The organism is Polymorphospora sp. A560, assembly GCF_045781765.1.
In the GTDB taxonomy this organism is placed as follows: domain Bacteria; phylum Actinomycetota; class Actinomycetes; order Mycobacteriales; family Micromonosporaceae; genus Polymorphospora; species Polymorphospora lycopeni.
In genome coordinates this window covers 950417-969615 of sequence record NZ_CP122282.1, presented here as the reverse complement: position 1 = coordinate 969615, position 19199 = coordinate 950417, and the positions used below count along the sequence as shown (strand labels likewise).

Here is a 19199-nt window from a genome sequence, read left to right as displayed (position 1 = left end):
TACCCGTTGCAGCGCGCGACGCTAGGGTCATGGCCGTGACCAGCACTACCGCCACGGACGCCGGACAGGATTCGACGGATCCGGAGAACGGTACGGGTGAACGGCGGTCCAGCCCGGCCGGACGGACGATGATCCGTGGATATCTTCCCGATCTGGCGATCTGCCTGGTCTTCTTGGTCGTCGCCGGCTGGGTCACCCACGGGATGTGGCCCGATCCGGGCAACCGGGTGCTGGCACTCAACCCGGCGGACCAGACGCTCTACGAGTGGTTCCTCGCCAACGATGCCCGGCTGCTGTTCGGCGATGTCGGATTACGTACCGACCGGCTGAACGCACCGGACGGCGTCAATCTGATGGCCAACACGACGGTGATCCTGTTGGGGGTGGTCTTCGCGCCGGTGACGCTGTTGTTCGGCGTACCGGTCACGTTCGCCGTACTGGCCGGGTTGTGCCTGGCGGCGACCGCGATCGCCTGGTATCTGCTGTTCACCCGTACGGCGAAGGTGCATCGGTTCGCCGCCGCGCTGGGCGCCGGCCTGTGCGGCTTCGCCCCGGCGATGGTGTCGCACACCAACAGCCACCTGCACATGACCGCCCAGTTCATGGTCCCGGTGATCGTCTGGCTGGTCGTCCGCCTGGTCCGCGCCGCCGACCCGGCCGGCCCCACCGACCCGGGCAGCGCCGCCGACCCGGGCAGCGTCACCGGGCCGGACCGGCGGCGGATCGTCACCTCCGGCCTCGGTCTCGGTGCCGCCGTCGCCGCCCAGGTGTTCATCGGCGAGGAGGTCGTCTTCCTCACCGCGCTCGCCCTGGTCGTGATCACCCTGGCGTACGCCGCCACCAACTGGCGGCACGTACGGCGGATCCTGCCCGGCGCCACCGCCGGCATGGCGCTCGCGGTCGGCTCCGCCAGCCTGGTGCTCGCCTATCCGCTGTGGTTCCAGTTCACCGGGCCGGGCAGCGTGCCGAACGGGCTGTTCAGCCCGCACTACTTCTCCGCCGACCTGGCGAGCTGGGCGGCGATCTCACCACTGTCGTACGCCGGTAGCGAGGTGTCGGCCCGGTTGACGACCGGCCCGGCCGAGTACAACACGTTCCTCGGCTGGCCGCTGATCGTCGTCGCGGTCGGCTGCGCCGCCTGGCTGATCCGTCGCCCGCTGGTCGTCGCCTGCGCGGTCGCCGCGGTCGTGATGGCCGGCCTGTCGCTCGGCCCCGAACTGGTGATCAACGGGGTACGCACCGAGATCCCCGGCCCCTACGCGCTGCTGCTCGGGGTGCCGGTGGTCGACGGCGCGCTGCCGATGCGTTTCGCCGTCGCGGCCGTACCGCTGATCGCCACGATCGTCGCGTTCGCCGTCGACCGGGCCCTGCGCGCCCCCGGCCGGCCGGTACGGCTCCTCGTGCCGGGGGCGGTCGCGGTCGCGCTGGTGACGGTGTTCCCGGCGCCGCTGCCGACCGTCGACCGCCCGGCCCTGCCGCAGTTCATCACCGGCGGGCACTGGCGCGACTGTGTCGAGCCGGGCGGTGTGCTGGTGCCGGTGCCGCTGCCGACCCCGCAGGAGCCGTGGCCGCAGCGCTGGGCGGCGGCGGCCGACGCCGAGTTCGCCCTGCCCGAGGGGTTCTTCATCGGTCCGTACGCGGCGGACGGCCGGGCGTCGATGGGCACATACAAGCAGGCCACGTCCGCCCTGCTGGCGGAGGTGGCCCGGACCGGTGCGGTGCCGGCGATCGACGACGAGGACCGGCAGCGGGCCAGCGCCGACATCGACTTCTGGGGTGCCTCCTGCGTGGCCCTGGCCGACGGGACACCACACGTCGACAGCCTGCGCAGCACGCTGGAGCAACTCTTCGGCCCGCCGACCCGGTCGGCCGACGCCTGGACCTGGAAGGTGCGCTGACCCCGGGCGCCGGTCGGCGCCCGGGGTCAGGTGGAGCGTCAGGCCCGGCTGTCGGCGTCCAGCCGGGGTGTCGCCTCCAGGAACTCCTCACGCGGGTCGTGCAACTGTCCGAGCGCGACCACCTCGCGGCGCAGGAAGAAGGCCAGCGTCCAGTCGACGACGACCCGTACCTTGCGGTTCAGCGACGGGATCCGGCTCATGTGGTACGTCCGGTGCATGAACCAGGCCGGCAGGCCCTTGAGCTTGATCCCGTAGACCTGGGCTACGCCCTTGTGCAGGCCGAGGCTGGCGACGCTGCCGGCGTGCTTGTGCTTGTATTCGACGGGCTCCCGGCCCCGGATCACCGCCCGGATGTTGTCGGCCAGCCGCGACGCCTGCCGTACGGCGTGCTGCGCGCTCGGCGAGCAGAAGGCCCCGGGCGGACCGGTCAGGTCCGGTACGGCCGCGCAGTCGCCGGCGCTCCAGGCACCCTCGACGACCGTGTCCCCGTCGACCACCTGCAGCGTCGGCAGGCAGGTGACCCGGCGGCGTTCGTCGCGCGGCAGGTCGGTGTTGTCGAGCATCGGCGACGGCTTGACGCCGGCGGTCCAGACGATGGTGTCGGCGCGGAAGGCGTCGCCGTCGGAGAGCTTCACCAGCCCGTCGACACACGACTCCAGCCGGGTGTCCAGCCGGATGTCCATCCCCCGCTTGAGCAGCACCTCGACCGTGTACGCGCCCATGTCCCGGTCGACCTCGGGCAGCACCCGCTGGGTCGCCTCGACCAGCACCCAGCGCATGTCCTCGGCCTTCAGTTCCGGGTAGTACTTCAGCGCGTCCCGGGCCATGTCCTCCATCTCGGCCAGCGCCTCGATGCCGGCGTAGCCGCCGCCGACGAAGACGAACGTCAACGCACTTCGGCGGGTCTCCGGGTCGGCGGTGGCGGCGGCCACGTCCAGCCGGTCGAGCACGTGATTGCGCAGGTAGATGGCCTCACCGATGGTCTTGAACCCGATGCCGTGCTCGCGCAGGCCGGGGATCGGCAGGGTGCGGGACACCGCGCCGGGGGCGACGACGATGTGGTCGTACGGGATCTCGCGGGCCGGCCCGATGATCGGCTGCACGGTCGCGGTCTTGCGGGCGTGCTCGACCCGGGTGACGGTGCCGGCGACGATGTGACATTTGCGAAGTTCACGGCGCAGCGGCACTACGGAGTGCCGCGGCGAGATGTTGCCGGCCGCCGCCTCGGGCAGGAACGGCTGATAGGTCATGTGGGGCTGCGGGTCGACGACGACGACTTCGGCCTCGCGCGACCCGAGCTTCTTCGAAAGGCGCAGGGCCGCGTAGAGCCCGACGTGACCGGCGCCCACCACCAAAATCCGCTGCGTTTTCACACCCCCATCTTTCTCCTGCCGGCCGCCGGTTATGCCGCCGATCCCGGCCAATGTGACCGAGGACAACGGTGTGACGTCGCTCCGTGTCGGCCGTCACGCCCCGCCGGCGTCAGCGGCGGAGCAGGCGGGCGAGGAGCGCCGCCACCCCGACCGCGACGGCGAGGCCGGCCAGCGCGACGGCCAGGAACGTCCGCCCACCGCCCCAACCGGCGGCGGACAGCAGCAGGATTCCCAGCACCGCCGAGGCCAGCACCACCGCCCCGGCCCGGAACAGCCAGCCGGTGAACACCTCGGGGGCGACGACCGCGTCGTACGGCAGAACGGCGGCGAGCGCGCACAGCGTGTGGTGCAGGTAGAGGAAGGTGGCCAGGCCGAGCAGTCGCCACAGGGCGACGGGTTCGCCGTACCGGCTGGTGGACAGCACCCAGCCGCCGACCGCGACGACCGCGAAGAGGGTCGCCCACCGGCCTCTCGGGGCGAGCACCGGCAGGACGGCGGCGGCCAGCAGGGCGAAGACGAAGCGGCTGAGGAAGATCTGCGCCGGGTAGGCCAGCACCAGCGCCACGATCCCGGTGAGCAGGATGCCGCCGCGCACCCCGAGCGGCGGCAGCGTCGCCCGGGTGACCACGGTCCGGACCGACCGGAACCGGTCGACGATCGAGCTGATCACCGGTGCACCGGCCGGGGTGCGGAGGCGAGCCGGGCCACGTCGCGCAGCACCAGGTCGAGGCTGCCGGCACCGGCCCAGGCGACGACCGGCACGCCGTGCTCACGGAGCTGGCCGATGGTGTTGTCCCGGTCGAGGCGCCACAACCGGTGCGCGATGTCGCTCCACTGGCCCCGGCCCGGCGGGACCGCCGAATCCGGCAGGGTGTCAACGGCGACCACGAACCGGCCGGACCGGGCCAGCCGGGCGAGCATTTCCGCCGACCTCGGGTCGACGAGCGGGGTGAGCACCACCACCAGCGCGTCCGACGACAGCACGTGCGGGCCGAAGACCTGGTCGTACGGCTCGTACGGGCTGCTCTCGGCGCGTACGTCGAGCAGCCATTCGAGCACGGTCAGGTACTGCCGGCGGCCGGTGGCCGGACGCAACCGTCGGGCGGCCGGACCGTACTCCAGCAGCGACACCCGGTCGCCGCGGTGCAGGTAGTGCTCGGCGACCGCGGCGGCGGCCCGCACCGTGGTGTCGAGCACCGACGGGCTGCCCTTGATCCCGCCCGACCGGCCGGCCTCGGCGAGCACGTCGAGCAGCAGCACCACCTCGGCGTCGCGGTCGGACAGCGTCGAGGCGACGTGCAGTTGCCGGGTCCGTAGCGACACCCGCCAGTCGATCCGGCGCAGCCGGTCACCCGGTCCGAAGATCCGTACGCCGGCCAACTCGCCGCCCTCGCCCGGCCGCCGGGACCGGTGCCCGCCGACGAGCCCGGCGGCCCGGGGCATCGCCTCGTCGGCGTCGAACGGATCGGTGACCGGATAGACGGGCACGCCCCGCGGCTCGGCGATCACCGGCCGGCCGACCACCAGACCGTCGGCGGCCGCGACCTGGACCCCGGCCGGGCCGAGCGGCTGACGTCCCCAGCGCAGCGCCTCGCCGCGCAGTTCGACGTCGACCTCGCCGCCGCCGGGTACGGCGATCGCGTGCGGCCGGTCGCCACGCTCGATCCGCAGCCAGGGCGACGTGCGTGTGCGCACCACCGCCAGGTCGTACCCGACGGTGTCGTGGTTGCCGACGGTGACCGTACCGGTGACCGGCCCGCCCTCGACCAGATGGCTGTCACCGGCCTCGATCCGCAGCCGGGGCGGATCTGCGGGCCGGCGGCGCAACGCCCACGCGGTGCCGAGCGCGAACGGAGTCGCCAGCACGACGAGGTCGACCCGGCCCAGCAGAACCCCGGCGACGAGCAGCAGCCCGACCAGCAACACCGCGCGGCGCAGCGCCCGGGTCGGGGTCCAGTCCGGCTGGTCGGTGGGGTCGTGGTCGGGCACGGCTTGCGCGCCCGGCACCGCGGGCCGCAGCATCAGAACCCGGCCGCGTACGTCGGCAGTGCTCCGCTGGCCGGGGCCGGCGTGCTGGACAGCACCTCGTCGACGACGAACGACGGGTCGACCCGGCGCAGCCACATCTCCGGACGCAGCGTGATCCGGTGGGCCAGCGCCGGTACGGCGACCTCCTTGACGTCCTCCGGGATGACGTAGTCACGGCCGGCGAGCGCGGCCTTCGCCCGGGCCAGCAGCAGCAGGGCCAGCGAACCACGCGGCGACGCACCGACCAGGACCGACGCGTGCTCGCGGGTCGCGGCGGTCAGATCGACGATGTACCGGCCGATGGAGTCCTCGACCACGACGGTCTCCAGGGCGGCCTGCATGGCGAGCAGGGCGGCGGCGTCGACGACCGGCTCGAGTTCGGCCTCCTCACGCTGACGGGACATCCGCCGGCGCAGGATGTCCCACTCCTGCTCACGGTCGGGGTAACCGAACGAGACGCGGAGCAGGAACCGGTCGAGCTGCGCCTCCGGCAGCGGATAGGTGCCCTCGTACTCGATGGGGTTGGCGGTGGCGAGCACGTGGAACGGGGCGTCGAGCCGGTAGGTGACGCCCTCCACCGACACCTGCTTCTCCTGCATCGCCTCCAGCAGCGCCGCCTGCGTCTTCGGCGGCGTCCGGTTGATCTCGTCGGCGAGCAGCAGGTTGGTGAACACCGGGCCGGCGCGGAAGGTGAAGTCGGCCTTGCTCTGGTCGTAGAGGAACGAGCCGGTCACGTCGGCGGGCAGCAGGTCCGGGGTGAACTGCAGGCGGCGGAAGTCGAGCCCGAGCGCCTGGGCGAAGGACCGCGCGGTCAGCGTCTTGCCCAGACCGGGCAGGTCCTCCAGCAGCACGTGCCCACCGGCGAGAATGCCGGCGAGCACGAGTTCGAGGGCATCCTGCTTGCCGACCACGACCGTGCCGACCGAGTCGAGCACCGCCCGCGCCATGCGGCCCACATCGGGTACGGCGATCCCGCCCGCCTGCCGGCCTCCGGATACGGCGTCCCCACCGGTCATGTCTTCTCCAATTGCGCGACGGCCGCCGCGATGTCGGCCGGCCTGGGCTTGCGCCGGGCCGGAGTGGTCAGCAACTTCCACAGTGGATCGGTCAGGAGCGCGCGGGCCCGTTCCGGGTCGGTCGCCCGGGTGAAACCGTGCCGCTGCCGCAGCCGTTCGTCGACGAGTTCACCGAGCGCCGGCAGCACCACCTGGTTGAACCGCTCCGGGTCGTTCTGCGCCCGCGCCAGCACCGTCTCCCACCGGCCGACCGCGGTCTGCAGGGCGTCCTGCGCGGACCAGTTGTAGGCGCCGTCGTCCTCCCGTAGCAGCGGCCGTATCGGGGCCGGCGGGGCGAGCCGCGCGGTGACCTGGCGCAGCACGAGCAGCGCCAGGAAGCCGGCGAAGACGGCGACCATCGGCACCGCGAACCCGAACAGCCGCAGCCCGAAGAGCGTCACGGCGGTGCAGGCGGCGGCGATGGCCGCCGTACGCAGCCACAGCCGCAGCCCCGACCGGTCCCGCCGCAGCCGGGGCGGTGGCTCCTCCTCGTGCTGGAGCAGGTCGTCGATACTCGCCCCGGTCACGCCGTCCCCTCGCTGCGCTCGGTGACGGCGCGACTGGAACTGAGCCGACCAGTTCGCTCACTCCGCTCGCTCACCCCGCCCCCTCGCTGCGCTCGGTGACGGCGCGACTCGATCTGAGCCGACCAGTTCGCTCACTCCGCTCGCTCACCCCGCCCCCTCGCTCCGCTCGGTCACGGCTTTACCTCCGTGGTGAGTTCGCCGCGGAGCCGTTGCAGGGCTGCCCGGGCCTGGGTACGCATCCGCTCGTCGACGGTACGGGTGGCGTAGCGCGCCTCCCGGTAGACGGTGGCGAACGGGCCGAGCACGTCGGCACTGACCCCGCGGTTGCCGCTGAGCAACCGGGTCACCAGGTCGGTCGGGGTGTCGCCGACCTCACGCCGCACACCCGCCGCGGCGGCGGCCTGCTCCAGCCGCAACCAGCACGCGATCACCGCGCGCCGCGGGTCGGAGTCGGCGTCGGACAGGTCGACCAGGCCGGCGTCGACGGCGGCGACCACCTCTTCGGCCGTACGGCCGGCGGCCCGTCGTGGCGCGTCCGGCCGGACGCGACGGGTCCGGCGACCCAGCCTGTCCCGCAGCATCGCCCACACCAGCAGGCCGACCGCGACCACGACGGCGAGCACACACAGGGTGGCGGCCAGCGGGGCCAGCCAGTCCGGCAGTTCGGTGGGTTCGGCCGCGGCGACCGCGCTGGGCTCCGGCGGGAAGGACGGAAGCTCCCGCTCCTGGGAGTAGTCGGGCAGCCCCGGTACGACGTCGTTGTCGACCGTCGGCTCGACGCGGCTGAACTCGAGCGACGAATGGCCGGCGGCGATCGCCGTCACCGCGAGCAGCAGCGCGACGACTGCAAGCGGCCAGAACCGGCGCAACGAGTTGGCATCCATGGTGGCCCTCAATCCAGCCCGGCGAGGGTCTTCGCCCGGCCGAACACCTCGTCGAGCATCGCCGGGGTGAGCCGTCCGGTGAAGGTGTTCTGCTGGCTGACGTGATAGCAGCCCAGCAGGTGCGGGACCGGCGCCGGCGGCGACCAGTGCGCGCCGTGCCCGAACGCCGGGCGTGGACTGGGCGGGCGTACGCCGTACACCCGGGTCATGGCCGGCCACCACGCGGCCCAGGCGAACGCACCGAGGGCGACCACGACCCGCAGCGTCGACCTGATCAGTTCGATCTCCCGGTGCAGCCACGGCGCGCAGGTGTCGCGTTCGGCCGGGGTGGGCTTGTTGTCCGGCGGCGCGCACCGCACCGCCGCGAAGATCCGGGTGCCCCGCACGGTGAGGCCGTCGTCGCGGGCCAGGCTGGTCGGCTGGTTCGCCAGCCCGGCGCGGTGCAGCGCGGCGAAGAGCACGTCGCCGGAGCGGTCACCGGTGAAGATCCGACCGGTGCGGTTGCCGCCGTGCGCGGCCGGCGCGAGACCGAGGATGCCGATCCTGGCGTCGCCGGCCCCGAAGCCCGGCACCGGGCGGCCCCAGTAGACCTGGTCGCGAAACGCCGCCCGCCTGGTCGTCGCGACCTCTTCGCGCCACTCGACCAGCCGGGGGCAGGCGAAGCAGTCGGCCACCGCGGCGTCGAGTGCGGCGAGGTCTCCGGCACGCCGGGCGCCGGCGACGACGTCCGCAGCGGTACGACTCACCACGTACCCTCCCCTGCTCGACCCGCCCCATGCTGCCAGACCGGGGCCGGGTCCGATCAGGCGGTGAGTCTGGTGCGGAAAAGCTCCAAGGTACGGGCCCAGGCGCTGGCCGAGGCCGCCCGGTCGAAGACCTCCGGCCGGTCGTCGTTGAAGAACGCGTGCCGGGTGCCGGGGTAGTCGTAGATCGCGCATTCGCCACCGGCGGCCTCGATGGCGTGTGACGCCGTGACCACGCCCTCGGCCGCCGACGTGCCGTCCTCCTCGGAGCAGTGGATGACCGCCGCCTTGCCGGCGTAGTCCGTCCACTCCGGACGCATCCGCTCCCACGGCAGGACCGGATAGAACCCGACGGTCGCCACGATCCGGTCGGACAGGGTCGCCGACCACAGCGCGAGGCTGCCGCCGGCGCAGAAGCCGACGGTGCCGACCCGTCCGTTGACCTCCGGTCGCTGCGCCAGGTAGTCGGCGGCACCGCCGATGTCCTTGGCGGCCTGGTCCATCGCCAGCCCCATGATGAGCTTGCCGGCCTCGTCGGGCTCGCTGGTCGACTTGCCGTGGTAGAGGTCGGGGGCCAGGGCCACGAATCCGGCCTCGGCGAACCGGTCGGCGATCGAGGTGATGTGCGGCACCAGGCCCCACCACTCCTGGATGACGATGACGGCCGGGGCGGCAGAGGACCGCTCGCCTGTCGGCAGGGCGAGGTAGCCCTCACTGGTCCCGCCGTTGCTGCGGTAACTCACCATTTCGCCCATCGGCCGTCCTCCTGTCGGTCAGTCATCGTTGGCTGGTCGCACAGTGGTCTTGCGTGGCCGTCAGCCTGTCATGCCGGACAGGAACGCGGAAGCCGGCGGCGACGTGGCGTACACCTCCTCTTAACCCGAGGTGTGCCCCGTCGCCGCCGGCTTCATCGAACCGGTTGGCGGTTCTTACCCGGCGACCGGCTCCAGGCAGAGCACGTCGCCCTTGGCGCCCGGCTTGCCCTCCCAGTAGTTGACCTGGGTGGTCGGGTGGGCGGCGCAGACGGTTTCGACATCCTTGGCCTCGATCTCGGTCTTGTCCGAAATCTTGCCGACGACCTTCCACTCGGCCGTGGCGTCGCCGCAGTCGATCGTCTTGAGGTCGTCCGCGCTCTGGCCGACCATGCAATCACCGACGTTGGCCGTCGACGGGGCACCGGTCAGGTTGTTCCAGATGAAGCCGCCGACGGCGATCACGACGAGAACCACGACCACGCCGATGATCTGCTTGGCGATGCCGCCGAGGAACGCCTTGCCGCGCGACGGCGGGGCCGGCGGCGGAGGAGGCGTCATCGAGGGGTTGGGGGCACCGGCCGGCGGCGGGGGCGGCGGTGCAACCTGCTCAGACACGGAGGGTTTCCTTCCATGGGGGTTGATCTGGCAGGCGACACCGTAACGGGGACCACCGACAATCATCGACCCGATTCCACGGAATCGACATGATCGATACGGCCGGTCGGCCTGACCCGACCGAACAGTTGATCATTTAGGGCCGATCCGGGACCCTTCAGCCGGTCGCTGTGGGCTCCGGCACATCAGGCGTAGCCGGGGACGGATCGGCCGTCGCGGTCGGCGACGGGTCCGGCCCGGTCGGCGCCGGGTCGGTCGGCGCCGGGTCGGTCGGCGCGGCTTCCGACGGCACCGGCGTCGGCGTCGGCGGCGGCGGCGGCACCGAAGGTGCTTCCGTCACCGTGCTGAACGGCTTGATGGGGGCGCCCTCCGGGCAGTACGGGTAGGTCCGCTTTGGACTTCCCTCCATTTCCGCCCGCATGGCCTCCTCGCACCACGCATGGCCGAGCCGGATCGGCCGGCCGTCCTGGTCGAGCAGCCGGGCATTCTGGATCAGCCGGCCCTGCTCGTCGTAGACGTACACGTCGCGGACCTCGGAATAGGGGTCGCTGTACGTGGGCTGGTAGTAGGTCGGCGGCGGGTCTGAGTCGACGAACGCCACGAAGCCGAAGACAGCCACCACGATCCCGGCGGCGTGCAGCCCGCGCCGCTGCCACCGGCCCAGGCGGTCGGAGCCACGCCGGCCGAGCCAGATCGAGCCGACCACGAAGGCGACGATCAGGAACAGGGTGCCGAAGATCGTGCTGTCCACGATCGGAACCAGCGACAGGCTGCCGCCGTTGACGAAGAACGCGACCAGCATCGCGGCGAGATAGCCCCGCAGCACCCACCAGGCCGGCCGCAGCAGCCGCAGGAAGTCGGAGACCTGCGAATAGCCGATCAACGGGCCGAGCCGGGTGTCGGCCGCCTTGATCTGCCCCCGGGTCCGGCGTACGACCCCGGCGATCCGGTCGTCGAGGTTGGGTGCCGGCCCCTTGACCGGGACGTTCGCGGCGGCCCGCAGTTCGGCGGCATACGCGGCCGGCGAGCCGAGCCGGTCGGCCAGCGGTCCCTCCCCCTCGGCGGCGATCTCCGCGAGATGCTCCGGCAGGTCTTCGAGCAGTTCGTCGCGAACCGCCGGTGGCAGGTCGGCGAGCGCCGCCCGCACCTGCTCCACGTAGCGAGTGATCTCCGGTCCACTAATGACGGTCATGCGGCACCTCGCTCCGCTCGGCAGCCGCACGACTGCAACCTGAGCCAACTGACTCGCTCGCTCCGCTCACTCATGCGGCACCTCGCTCCGCTCGGCAGCCGCACGACTGCAACCTGAGCCAACTGACTCGCTCGCTCCGCTCACTCATGCGGCACCTCGCTCCGCTCGGCAGCCGCACGACTGCAACCTGAGCCAACTGATTCCCTCGCGCGGCTCGGTCATGCCGCCATCCCCCGATCGTCCAGCAAGGTGTCCATTGTGGAGGCGAATTCGCGCCAGACCTTGGCGCTGCGGTTGAGCTGGTCGCGGCCGGCGGCGTTGAGCGAGTAGTACTTGCGGTGCGGCCCCTCTTCGCTCGGTACGACGTAGGTGGTCAGGAAACCGGACTGGAAGAGGCGGCGCAGGGTGCCGTAGACCGAGGCGTCGCCCACCTCGTCGAGCCCGGCGGCACGCAGCCGGCGCAGGATGTCGTAACCGTAGCCGTCCTCATCCCTGAGCACGGCGAGTACGGCCAGATCCAGCACGCCCTTGAGCAACTGGGTGGTGTCCACGGACCGAACGCTACTTCGCATTACACAGTAGCGTCAACCGCGCGCTACCCGCTGGCGTGTTGCCGCTAATCTGACGCCGTGCCTGCCAACGAACTCCTCAGCCGCCTCGCCGCCGCGCCCGGCGTCTACCGGGGCCGGGGCGACGGCCCCGAAAGCGGCCCGTTCGTGGCCCGGATGGCGGTCACCTCGGCGGTGCACGGGCGGGCCCTGATCCTCGACTACGAGGCGACCAGCGACCGCGACGGCCTCCAGCACGTCGAACACACCGTGCTCGTGGTCGGCGAGGGCGGCCGGCCCGAACTCCACGTCGCCTGCCTGAAACTGCCCGGCGTGGTGCGCTTCGCGCAGACCGCACCCAACCAGTTCACGGCGTACGAGGGGCCGATGGTCGCCCGGATCACGCTCACCGTTCCGCAGCCGGGCGCGGTCAGCTACGGCTGGTGGTGGTCGCGGGACGAGGCCGAGCCCCGCGAACAGTTCCGCGCCGAGATGCGCCGCTCCGGCTGAGCCGATCCGGCGCCTGCCCCGCCAACTAGGCGAGGCTCCAGGCGATGCCGTCGAGGATGTCGTGTTCGCTGGCCACCACCGAGGTCATCCCGGCCCGCTCCATGATCACCCGCAGCACCAGCGCCCCCGCACCGATCACGTCGGCCCGGCCCGGGTGCATCACCGGGATCTCCATCCGCTGGGCCGCCGACCGGGTCAACAGGTCGGCCGTCACCTTCGCCACCGCCTCATACGACACCCGGGCGTGGTGGATGCGGGCCGGGTCGTACTCGGGCAGTTCCTGCGCAATGCCGACCACGGTCGTGACCGAACCGGCCAGGCCGACCAGCGTCGCGGCCTCCCTACCCGGCACGACGGCCAGCGCCCGGTCGACCGCCTCGGCGATGTCGGCCTCGGCCGCCGCGACCTGGGCCGCGCTCGGCGGATCGCCGTGCAGGTGCCGCTCGGTCATCCGGACACAACCGATGTCGACCGAGACCGCGCTCTCGACCTCGGCACCGCCGACCACGAACTCCGTCGAACCGCCGCCGATGTCGACGACCAGGTACGGCGGCCGGGCATCGGCGGGCAGGCCGCGTACGGCCCCGGTGAACGACAGCCGTGCCTCCTCGACACCGGTCACCACCTCCGGCGCCACCCCGAGCGTGTCGAGCACCATGGCCCGGAAGTCGTCGGCGTTCGACGCGTCGCGGGACGCCGACGTGGCGCACATGCGTACCCGGTCGACGCCGAGCGACTCGATCCGCTCCGCGTAGCCGACCAGCGCCGCCCGGGTGCGCTCGATCGCCTCCGGGGCCAGCCGGCCGGTGCGGTCGACGCCCTGGCCGAGCCGCACGATCTCCATCTGCCGGATCAGGTCGACCAGCGGCGCGCCCGGCGGGGCGTCCGGCCCGGGCAGGTCGGCCACCAGGAGCCGGATCGAGTTCGTGCCGCAGTCGATCGCCGCCACTCTCGTCACGCCGCAACCCTACGAGGTCACGTCGCCCCCGGCGCGCCGGCCCGCCGTCACAGGTGCAGGAGCATCCGTACGTTGCCCAGCGTGTTCGGCTTGACCCGCTCCAGGCCGAGGAACTCGGCGACCCCCTCGTCGTACGAGCGCAGCAACTGCTCGTACACCTGGTGTGGCACCGGCGCCCCGTCGATCTCGACGAACCCGAACGAGCCGAAGAAGCGCGTCTCGAAGGTCAGCACGAAGACCCGGGCCACCCCGAGTTCGCGGGCGGTGGCCAGCAGGGCGTCGACGATCCGGTGACCGATCCGCATGCCCCGGCAGTCCGGATCGACCGCGACGGTACGGATCTCGGCCAGGTCCTCCCACATGACGTGCAGCGCGCCACAGCCGACGACCGCCCCGTCCTCGGTCCGGACCGCCACCCAGAACTCCTGGATGTCCTCGAAAAGGGTGACCGTGGCCTTGCTGAGCATCCGCCGGCCACCGCTGTAGGTGTCGATCAACCGGCGGATGACCCGCACGTCCGAGGTACGCGCCCGGCGTACGACGAAATCCATGCCCACCAAACTAGGACCGCCGGATCCGGGCCGACCCGCCGGGGCGGTCCGGAATCCCGGATTCGTGTCGGGCCCGCACCGCGAATGTCGACGGCGGCCGATCGAAGCCGACAGTGAGAACATGACAACGCCCCGCGCACCCTTCGCCGCGCGCTTCGTCGCCATCCCGGCCGCCGTCGTCCTCACCGTCGGCTCGCTCGGCTGCGGCGTCATCGACACCGTCCGGAACGTGGTGGACACCGCCGGCGTCCTGTCGGAATTCTCCGACCGGCTCGGCAAGGCAGCCGGCCTCACCTACACCGCCGAATACCGGATCGAGGGCAGCGACAGCGACACGGTCAGCTACGTGCAGCAGCCGCCGAACACCGCGACCGTCAAGGGCGACGGCCGCATGATCTTCACACCGGAACACATGATCTTCTGCGGCCCGACCGCCGGCCGGGTCACCTGCCAGAAGGCCCCCAACCACGCCGCCGCCACCGGCGATCCGACCCTGCTCGCGGGAGTGGCCGGACCCGGCTTCATCACCCCGGAGATCGCGCTCGGCATGGTCGCCCTCGCGGCGCTGGTTCCCGACGCCGACGTCGAGACCTCCGAGCGGACCATCGCCGGCCAGAAGTCGCTGTGCGCCGACGTGACCGGGATCAAGGACCCCAACGCCGCGGCCGACACGGTGGCGCAGGACTTCTCGGTCTGCGTGACCGAGTCGGGCGTACTCGCGGCGTTCAACGGCACCACCGACACGGGCGAGAATGCCTCGCTCGAACTCAGCGGCTACTCCGACCGGGTCGACGGATCCGCGTTCGCCCCGCCGGCCGGCGCGGAGATCGTCGACGTCAGTGTGATCCAGTCGTAGGCACGTCGACGCACGGGCCGCCGGTCCACCACGGTTCGACCAGTTCGAGCGTCTCGTCGCCGAACGGGTTGACGCCGGGGCCGGCGGCCAGCGCGTGGCCGAGATGCACGTGCAGGCACTTGACCCGGCCCGGCATACCGCCGGCGGACACCCCGGCGATCTCCGGCACCTCGCCGATCGCCTCCCGCCGGGCCAGGTAGTCGTGGTGGGCGGCCAGGTAGCGGGCCGCCAGCTCCGGGTCATCGGCCAGCCGCTCCGCCATCTCCTTCATCACGCCGGCCGACTCCAGCCGGCTGCACGCGGCCGTCGCCCGCGGACAGGTCAGGTAGAACAGCGTCGGGAACGGGGTGCCGTCGGCCAGCCGGGGCGTCGTCTCGACCACGTCCGGCAGCCCGCACGGACACCGGTGGGCCACCGCGCGGGTACCCCGCGGGGGCCGACCGAGCTGCGCGCCGACAGCGGCCAGGTCGGCCTCGGTCGCCGGTTCCCGCACCGGCGGCGGTACGGCCGCGGCGGCCGCTTCCGCGGGTGGCTCAACCGTCATGCCGTCTTCCTCTTGTTCGCGACTGCGGGGCTCCGCTGCGCTGCACTCCTCGCGCTCACAGCACCAGCCCTTCGTTCGCGACTGCGGGGCTCCGCTGCGCTGCACTCCTCGCGCTCACGGGTGCTGGCCTTCGTCGTTCGCCGCCTGGATGCTCGCCCACAGCGTGTCGTACCAGGGTGCGGGGTCTTCGGGCGGGCCGGCCGGCTCGACGCCGGCGTCCCGGGCCGCCCCCTCGGGATCGGTCAGGACGACCATCGGCACCTCACCCGGCATGACCATGTAGAACCGCTTCCTGGCCTCGGTCTTGACGTATTCCGGGTCCTGCCACAGCTCGGCCCGCTCGGCGAGTTCGTCGATGTGCTCGCGCTGGGCCGCCTGCGCCGCCTCGATCCGGGCGATGTCGGACTGCTGGCTGAGGTAGAGGCGTACCGGATAGGTGTAGGCCAGGGCGAGCGCGACGAGGACCGCGATCAGGACCGTCGCCCGGCCGGTGATCCGGCGCGGCTGTGGTGCGGTGGTGCGCTTGGCGGCACCGCCGGCGGCGGCCCGCCGGGCGGCGGCCGGCCGGCTGGCCGAGCGCGGCCCGTCGGTGGTCCGGCCGGTTCCCGGCGTACGGCCGGATCCGCCCCGCGCGTCGACGCGTACGCCGAAGTCACGGGCGGCCGGCCGGCCGGTGCGGCGGGTCGTGCCCCGGCCCGGTTGGCCCGGCCGGCGGGCCGGGCCCTGACCGCTTGGTGTGCGGCGCTGCGCCATCGTCGCGCCCCCTCCCCGAGGTGCTCCGTGACCCCGTGGTCGTGGCCGGCTACCCGCCGGCACCCGCCACGACCACGGGGATCGACGGGATGCTACGCAGAACGGTATCGCGGGAACGCGCCGGCTCCGGCGTAGCGCGCCGCGTCCGCCAGCTCCTCCTCGATCCGCAGGAGCTGGTTGTACTTCGCGACCCGCTCGGAACGGGCCGGTGCGCCGGTCTTGATCTGGCCGCTGCCGGTGGCCACCGCCAGGTCGGCGATCGTGGTGTCCTCGGTCTCGCCGGAGCGGTGGCTCATCATGGTCCGGAAACCGTTGCGGTGGGCCAGTTCGACCGCGTCGAAGGTCTCGGTCAGCGAACCGATCTGGTTGACCTTGACCAGCACCGCGTTGGCGGCGCTCTCCGCGATGCCCCGGGCGATGCGCTGCGGGTTGGTGACGAAGAGGTCGTCGCCGACGATCTGCAGCTTGCTGCCGAGCGATGCGGTCATCGCCGACCAGCCGGCCCAGTCGTCCTCGGCCAGCGGGTCCTCGATCGACACGATCGGGTACGCCTCGGCCAGCTTCGCGTAGTAGTTGACCATCTCGTCGGCGCTCTTCTGGGCGCTCTCGAAGACGTACGACCCGTCCTTGTAGAACTCGGTCGCGGCGACGTCGAGCGCCAGCACGATGTCGGTGCCGAGCTGGTAGCCGGCGGCCTGCACCGCCTCGGCGATCAGGTCGAGGGCGGCGGCGTTGGACGGCAGGTCGGGCGCGAAGCCACCCTCGTCGCCGAGCCCGGTGGACAGGCCCTTCTTCTTCAGGACGGCCTTGAGGGCGTGGTAGACCTCGGCGCCGGACCGCAGCGCGTCGCGGAAGGTCGGCGCGCCGATCGGGGCGATCATGAACTCCTGCACGTCGACGTTGGAGTCGGCGTGTGCCCCACCGTTGAGGATGTTCATCATCGGCACCGGCAGCAGGTGGGCGTTGGGGCCGCCCAGGTAGCGGAAGAGGCTCAGCTCGGCGCTGCTGGCCGCCGCCTTCGCCACGGCCAGCGACACGCCCAGGATCGCGTTCGCGCCCAGCTCCGACTTGTCGGCGGTGCCGTCGATGTCGAGCAGCTTCTGGTCGATCAGCCGCTGCTCGCTGGCCTCGTAGCCGAGGAGCTGCTCGACGATGCGGTCCTCGATGTTGGCGACCGCGTTCTCGACGCCCTTGCCGTTGTAGCGGTCCTTCACGCCGTCGCGCAGCTCTACCGCCTCGAACGCGCCGGTGGACGCGCCGGACGGCACGGCGGCGCGGGCGATCGTGCCGTCGTCCAGCCCGATCTCGACTTCGACGGTCGGGTTGCCGCGCGAGTCGAGAATCTCCCGGGCGACGATCCCCTCGATGGTGGCCACTGTGGTCGCTCCTCGTTGTCGGGTTCCTACGAGTCCCCTGGGCCGCTTCGGCACGGCCGGGGCTTACCGGTCGGGCCGCGACGGTGCGGCTGAGCCTACTTTCCCGCCACGGCGGCACGGCCTGGCAGCGTCCGGCCGTTGCGGTCGGCTCTGCGGCCCGGGACAGCGTGGCTGGGCGTTCACAGGCAGCGTATCGGGCGTCGGTTGGCGGCCGGGCGTCGCCTCCGGGGCCGCGGGTACGCAACCCGCATGAGTCAGCTTTCCGACATTTAGCCACCAGGGTCACATATTGCGGGAACCGGTTTGCGCGGACTTCACCCCATCGGCAAGGCTGGGGGCCATGTCGGCCCACCCGTCCCTGCCCCGCGTCCTCGTGGGATCGCTAGTCGCCGTGATGCTGCTCTCCGGGTGCCAGACGCTGGGCGACGCCGGGCAGGTGATCGACCGCGCCGAGCTGGTGAACGACCTCGCCGCCCGGCTCGACCGGTCCACCGAGCTGACGTACTCGGCCGACTACCAGATCGCCGGCGGCCAGACGGCGAGCATCGTCCAGGCACAGAAGCCGGTCCGGGCCGCCTACACCTATCCCGGCGGCAAGCTCACTGTCACCGACGAGGCGACCGTCATCTGCGTCACCGAGGACCGCACCACCTGCACCATCACGCCCCCGCCGTCACCGAGCGCCAAGCCCGCCATCACGGTCTTCCAGAACGCGGGCAACCAGGGGCTGGTCACCCCGACCATGGTGATCAACATGCTGACCACGGCCGCGCTCGACCCGGACGCGGTCATCGAGCAGACCGACACCACGGTCGCCGGCCGGCACGCCACCTGCGTCAAGGTCGGCGAGGTGGCCGCGTCGGACTTCACCGCCTGCGTCACCACCGAGGGCGTCCTCGGCAGTTTCCGCGGGGTGGTCGAGGGCAAGCCGGTCGAACTCGCGATGAGCCGGCTGCGCGACGCGGTCGACCCGGACGCCTTCGAGGTGCCCGCCGAGGCCACTGTCGTCGACCGGCGCGCCGGCCACCCATGACCGTGCCGCCGCCACGCCCGCCGGTCGGGTCCGTGGTGCGTGGGCGGTTCGTCCCCGACGCCCTGGGCACCGGTCCCGCCCTGCCGGACGATCTCTGCCTGCTGGTCGACGGCCGGAAGCTGCTGGTCGGCGCGACGGGCGGGTTTCCCGCCGTACGCGACCTGCCCGCCGGCACCGAGTGGATCCCGCTCGGCACCCTCGACGGCGCCCGGGTCTGGGCCGGCGTGCCGACCGGGTCCGAAACCGCCCCGGCCGCCCACCCCCCGACCACCGGCACCGGCCGGGACAGCGCCCGCCCCGAGCCCGCCGGGGACGGCCTCGGTCACTGGCTGGGCTGGCCGGCGCTCGCCGCCGAACTGGGCGAGCCCTACGCCGCACTCGCCAGCCGGGCGCTGCAGGTGATGACCTGGCGGCGCACCCACCGGTTCTGCGGCGCCTGCGCGACCGAACTGGCCGACGTGCCCGGCGAGCACGCACGCCGCTGCCCGTCCTGCTCGCTCTACGTGCCGATGCAACTCTCCCCCGCCATCCTGGCCGCGATCCGAAGGCCCGGCCCGGCCGGCGGTGCCGACGAACTGCTGCTGGTCCGGCACACGTACGGGCCGACCGACATCTGGGCGCTGGTCGCCGGGTTCGTCGAGGCCGGCGAGTCGCTCGAAGAGGCGGTGCACCGGGAGGTCGGCGAGGAGGTCGGACTCACCGTCGACCGGGTCACCTACTTCGGCAGCCAGCCGTGGGCGATGTCCGGTCCCGGGGTGGTGCTCGCCGGCTTCCACGCGGTCTGCGCCGCCGACGCCGAACCGGTCGTCGACGGCACCGAACTCGCCGACGCCCGCTGGTTCCCGCTCGACCGGCTGCCGGCGGAGATCCCGCCGGCGTACTCGATCTCCCGCTGGCTGATCGACGACGCCATCAGGCGGCCAAGATCCGCGTGATCAGGGAGTTCGTACCCCGACACGCCGGCGACACGCTCGATTCGATCCCTGATCACGCGGATCTT

Annotated in this window: 21 protein-coding genes; 5 read left to right on the top strand and 16 right to left on the bottom strand. The window is 72.3% G+C overall.

Annotated elements, in window-relative coordinates; genetic code table 11:
• Positions 1 to 29: 29 nt before the first annotated feature.
• A complete protein-coding gene (locus QCD66_RS04550; RefSeq protein ID WP_375734242.1) occupies positions 30 to 1898 on the top strand; it encodes a hypothetical protein in 1869 nt (622 codons plus the stop codon).
• Positions 1899 to 1936: 38 nt separating this feature from the next.
• On the opposite strand, the gene QCD66_RS04545 is transcribed toward QCD66_RS04550, so the two are convergent.
• The 11 genes from QCD66_RS04545 to QCD66_RS04495 form a co-directional block, all read right to left on the bottom strand.
• Complete coding sequence (locus QCD66_RS04545) at positions 1937 to 3271, bottom strand: NAD(P)/FAD-dependent oxidoreductase (RefSeq protein WP_357533864.1); 1335 nt, start codon at positions 3269 to 3271, stop codon at positions 1937 to 1939.
• A gap of 109 nt (positions 3272 to 3380) precedes the next feature.
• A complete protein-coding gene (locus tag QCD66_RS04540) occupies positions 3381 to 3938 on the bottom strand; it encodes a hypothetical protein (protein ID WP_357534126.1) in 558 nt (185 codons plus the stop codon).
• Positions 3938 to 5293: a DUF58 domain-containing protein gene (locus QCD66_RS04535; protein WP_375734243.1), complete on the bottom strand. Its 1356-nt coding sequence runs from the start codon at positions 5291 to 5293 to the stop codon at positions 3938 to 3940. The genes QCD66_RS04540 and QCD66_RS04535 overlap by 1 nt, the downstream gene beginning before the upstream one ends.
• Positions 5293 to 6315, bottom strand: coding sequence for a MoxR family ATPase (locus QCD66_RS04530; protein ID WP_364215854.1), 1023 nt, complete (start codon positions 6313 to 6315; stop codon positions 5293 to 5295). Before QCD66_RS04530 ends, QCD66_RS04535 begins: the two co-directional genes overlap by 1 nt.
• Positions 6312 to 6881 (bottom strand): hypothetical protein, encoded by a 570-nt coding sequence (locus tag QCD66_RS04525; protein ID WP_375734244.1) that lies wholly within the window; start codon positions 6879 to 6881, stop codon positions 6312 to 6314. The genes QCD66_RS04530 and QCD66_RS04525 overlap by 4 nt, the downstream gene beginning before the upstream one ends.
• Before the next feature lie 170 nt (positions 6882 to 7051).
• Positions 7052 to 7765 (bottom strand): DUF4129 domain-containing protein, encoded by a 714-nt coding sequence (locus QCD66_RS04520; protein ID WP_375734245.1) that lies wholly within the window; start codon positions 7763 to 7765, stop codon positions 7052 to 7054.
• An 8-nt stretch (positions 7766 to 7773) separates the two neighbouring features.
• Positions 7774 to 8514, bottom strand: a complete 741-nt coding sequence (locus QCD66_RS04515) for a uracil-DNA glycosylase (RefSeq protein ID WP_364215845.1) — start codon at positions 8512 to 8514, stop codon at positions 7774 to 7776.
• A 53-nt stretch (positions 8515 to 8567) separates the two neighbouring features.
• A complete protein-coding gene (locus tag QCD66_RS04510) occupies positions 8568 to 9263 on the bottom strand; it encodes a dienelactone hydrolase family protein (RefSeq protein ID WP_375734246.1) in 696 nt (231 codons plus the stop codon).
• 174 nt (positions 9264 to 9437) lie between these two features.
• Positions 9438 to 9878 (bottom strand): hypothetical protein, encoded by a 441-nt coding sequence (locus QCD66_RS04505; protein WP_364215839.1) that lies wholly within the window; start codon positions 9876 to 9878, stop codon positions 9438 to 9440.
• 157 nt (positions 9879 to 10035) lie between these two features.
• Complete coding sequence (locus tag QCD66_RS04500) at positions 10036 to 11070, bottom strand: HAAS signaling domain-containing protein (protein WP_375734247.1); 1035 nt, start codon at positions 11068 to 11070, stop codon at positions 10036 to 10038.
• A 218-nt stretch (positions 11071 to 11288) separates the two neighbouring features.
• Positions 11289 to 11621: a PadR family transcriptional regulator gene (locus QCD66_RS04495; RefSeq protein ID WP_357533879.1), complete on the bottom strand. Its 333-nt coding sequence runs from the start codon at positions 11619 to 11621 to the stop codon at positions 11289 to 11291.
• A gap of 78 nt (positions 11622 to 11699) precedes the next feature.
• Between QCD66_RS04495 and QCD66_RS04490 the strand changes: the two genes are divergently transcribed.
• Positions 11700 to 12128, top strand: coding sequence for a hypothetical protein (locus QCD66_RS04490; protein ID WP_357533881.1), 429 nt, complete (start codon positions 11700 to 11702; stop codon positions 12126 to 12128).
• A 25-nt stretch (positions 12129 to 12153) separates the two neighbouring features.
• Here the strand turns inward: QCD66_RS04490 and QCD66_RS04485 are convergent, their stop codons facing one another.
• Positions 12154 to 13077 carry a Ppx/GppA phosphatase family protein gene (locus tag QCD66_RS04485; protein WP_364216223.1) on the bottom strand — a complete coding sequence of 308 codons (924 nt, stop codon included), beginning with the start codon at positions 13075 to 13077 and terminating at the stop codon, positions 12154 to 12156.
• Between the two features lie 56 nt (positions 13078 to 13133).
• On the bottom strand, positions 13134 to 13637 hold the full coding sequence (locus tag QCD66_RS04480; protein WP_357533884.1) for an amino-acid N-acetyltransferase: 504 nt from the start codon (positions 13635 to 13637) through the stop codon (positions 13134 to 13136).
• Positions 13638 to 13758: 121 nt separating this feature from the next.
• On the opposite strand from QCD66_RS04480, the gene QCD66_RS04475 reads away from it, so the two are divergent.
• Positions 13759 to 14493 (top strand): hypothetical protein, encoded by a 735-nt coding sequence (locus QCD66_RS04475; protein WP_364215829.1) that lies wholly within the window; start codon positions 13759 to 13761, stop codon positions 14491 to 14493.
• Here QCD66_RS04475 and QCD66_RS04470 read toward each other — a convergent pair.
• The 3 genes from QCD66_RS04470 to eno form a co-directional block, all read right to left on the bottom strand.
• Positions 14474 to 15037: a DUF501 domain-containing protein gene (locus QCD66_RS04470; RefSeq protein ID WP_357533888.1), complete on the bottom strand. Its 564-nt coding sequence runs from the start codon at positions 15035 to 15037 to the stop codon at positions 14474 to 14476. The two genes, QCD66_RS04475 and QCD66_RS04470, sit on opposite strands and share 20 nt — an antisense overlap.
• A gap of 114 nt (positions 15038 to 15151) precedes the next feature.
• The gene (locus QCD66_RS04465; protein ID WP_364215823.1) at positions 15152 to 15790 is read right to left on the bottom strand and encodes a septum formation initiator family protein; all 639 of its coding nucleotides are present in this window, start codon (positions 15788 to 15790) and stop codon (positions 15152 to 15154) included.
• A gap of 92 nt (positions 15791 to 15882) precedes the next feature.
• A complete protein-coding gene (gene eno / locus QCD66_RS04460) occupies positions 15883 to 17166 on the bottom strand; it encodes a phosphopyruvate hydratase (protein WP_357533892.1) in 1284 nt (427 codons plus the stop codon).
• Between the two features lie 340 nt (positions 17167 to 17506).
• Between eno and QCD66_RS04455 the strand changes: the two genes are divergently transcribed.
• Positions 17507 to 18199: a hypothetical protein gene (locus QCD66_RS04455; protein WP_407567011.1), complete on the top strand. Its 693-nt coding sequence runs from the start codon at positions 17507 to 17509 to the stop codon at positions 18197 to 18199.
• Between the two features lie 32 nt (positions 18200 to 18231).
• A complete protein-coding gene (nudC, locus tag QCD66_RS04450; RefSeq protein WP_375734250.1) occupies positions 18232 to 19134 on the top strand; it encodes an NAD(+) diphosphatase in 903 nt (300 codons plus the stop codon).
• Positions 19135 to 19199: the final 65 nt, after the last annotated feature.

What these genes read in the sequence shown, in the direction of transcription:
- QCD66_RS04550 (WP_375734242.1), top strand. Translation starts at nt 30, where the DNA reads ATGGCCGTGACCAGCACTACCGCCACGGACGCCGGACAGGATTCGACG.
- QCD66_RS04535 (WP_375734243.1), bottom strand. Translation starts at nt 5,293, where the DNA reads ATGCTGCGGCCCGCGGTGCCGGGCGCGCAAGCCGTGCCCGACCACGAC.
- QCD66_RS04530 (WP_364215854.1), bottom strand. Translation starts at nt 6,315, where the DNA reads ATGACCGGTGGGGACGCCGTATCCGGAGGCCGGCAGGCGGGCGGGATC.
- QCD66_RS04520 (WP_375734245.1), bottom strand. Translation starts at nt 7,765, where the DNA reads ATGGATGCCAACTCGTTGCGCCGGTTCTGGCCGCTTGCAGTCGTCGCG.
- QCD66_RS04510 (WP_375734246.1), bottom strand. Translation starts at nt 9,263, where the DNA reads ATGGGCGAAATGGTGAGTTACCGCAGCAACGGCGGGACCAGTGAGGGC.
- QCD66_RS04500 (WP_375734247.1), bottom strand. Translation starts at nt 11,070, where the DNA reads ATGACCGTCATTAGTGGACCGGAGATCACTCGCTACGTGGAGCAGGTG.
- QCD66_RS04480 (WP_357533884.1), bottom strand. Translation starts at nt 13,637, where the DNA reads ATGGATTTCGTCGTACGCCGGGCGCGTACCTCGGACGTGCGGGTCATC.
- QCD66_RS04475 (WP_364215829.1), top strand. Translation starts at nt 13,759, where the DNA reads ATGACAACGCCCCGCGCACCCTTCGCCGCGCGCTTCGTCGCCATCCCG.
- QCD66_RS04470 (WP_357533888.1), bottom strand. Translation starts at nt 15,037, where the DNA reads ATGACGGTTGAGCCACCCGCGGAAGCGGCCGCCGCGGCCGTACCGCCG.
- QCD66_RS04465 (WP_364215823.1), bottom strand. Translation starts at nt 15,790, where the DNA reads ATGGCGCAGCGCCGCACACCAAGCGGTCAGGGCCCGGCCCGCCGGCCG.
- QCD66_RS04455 (WP_407567011.1), top strand. Translation starts at nt 17,507, where the DNA reads ATGTCGGCCCACCCGTCCCTGCCCCGCGTCCTCGTGGGATCGCTAGTC.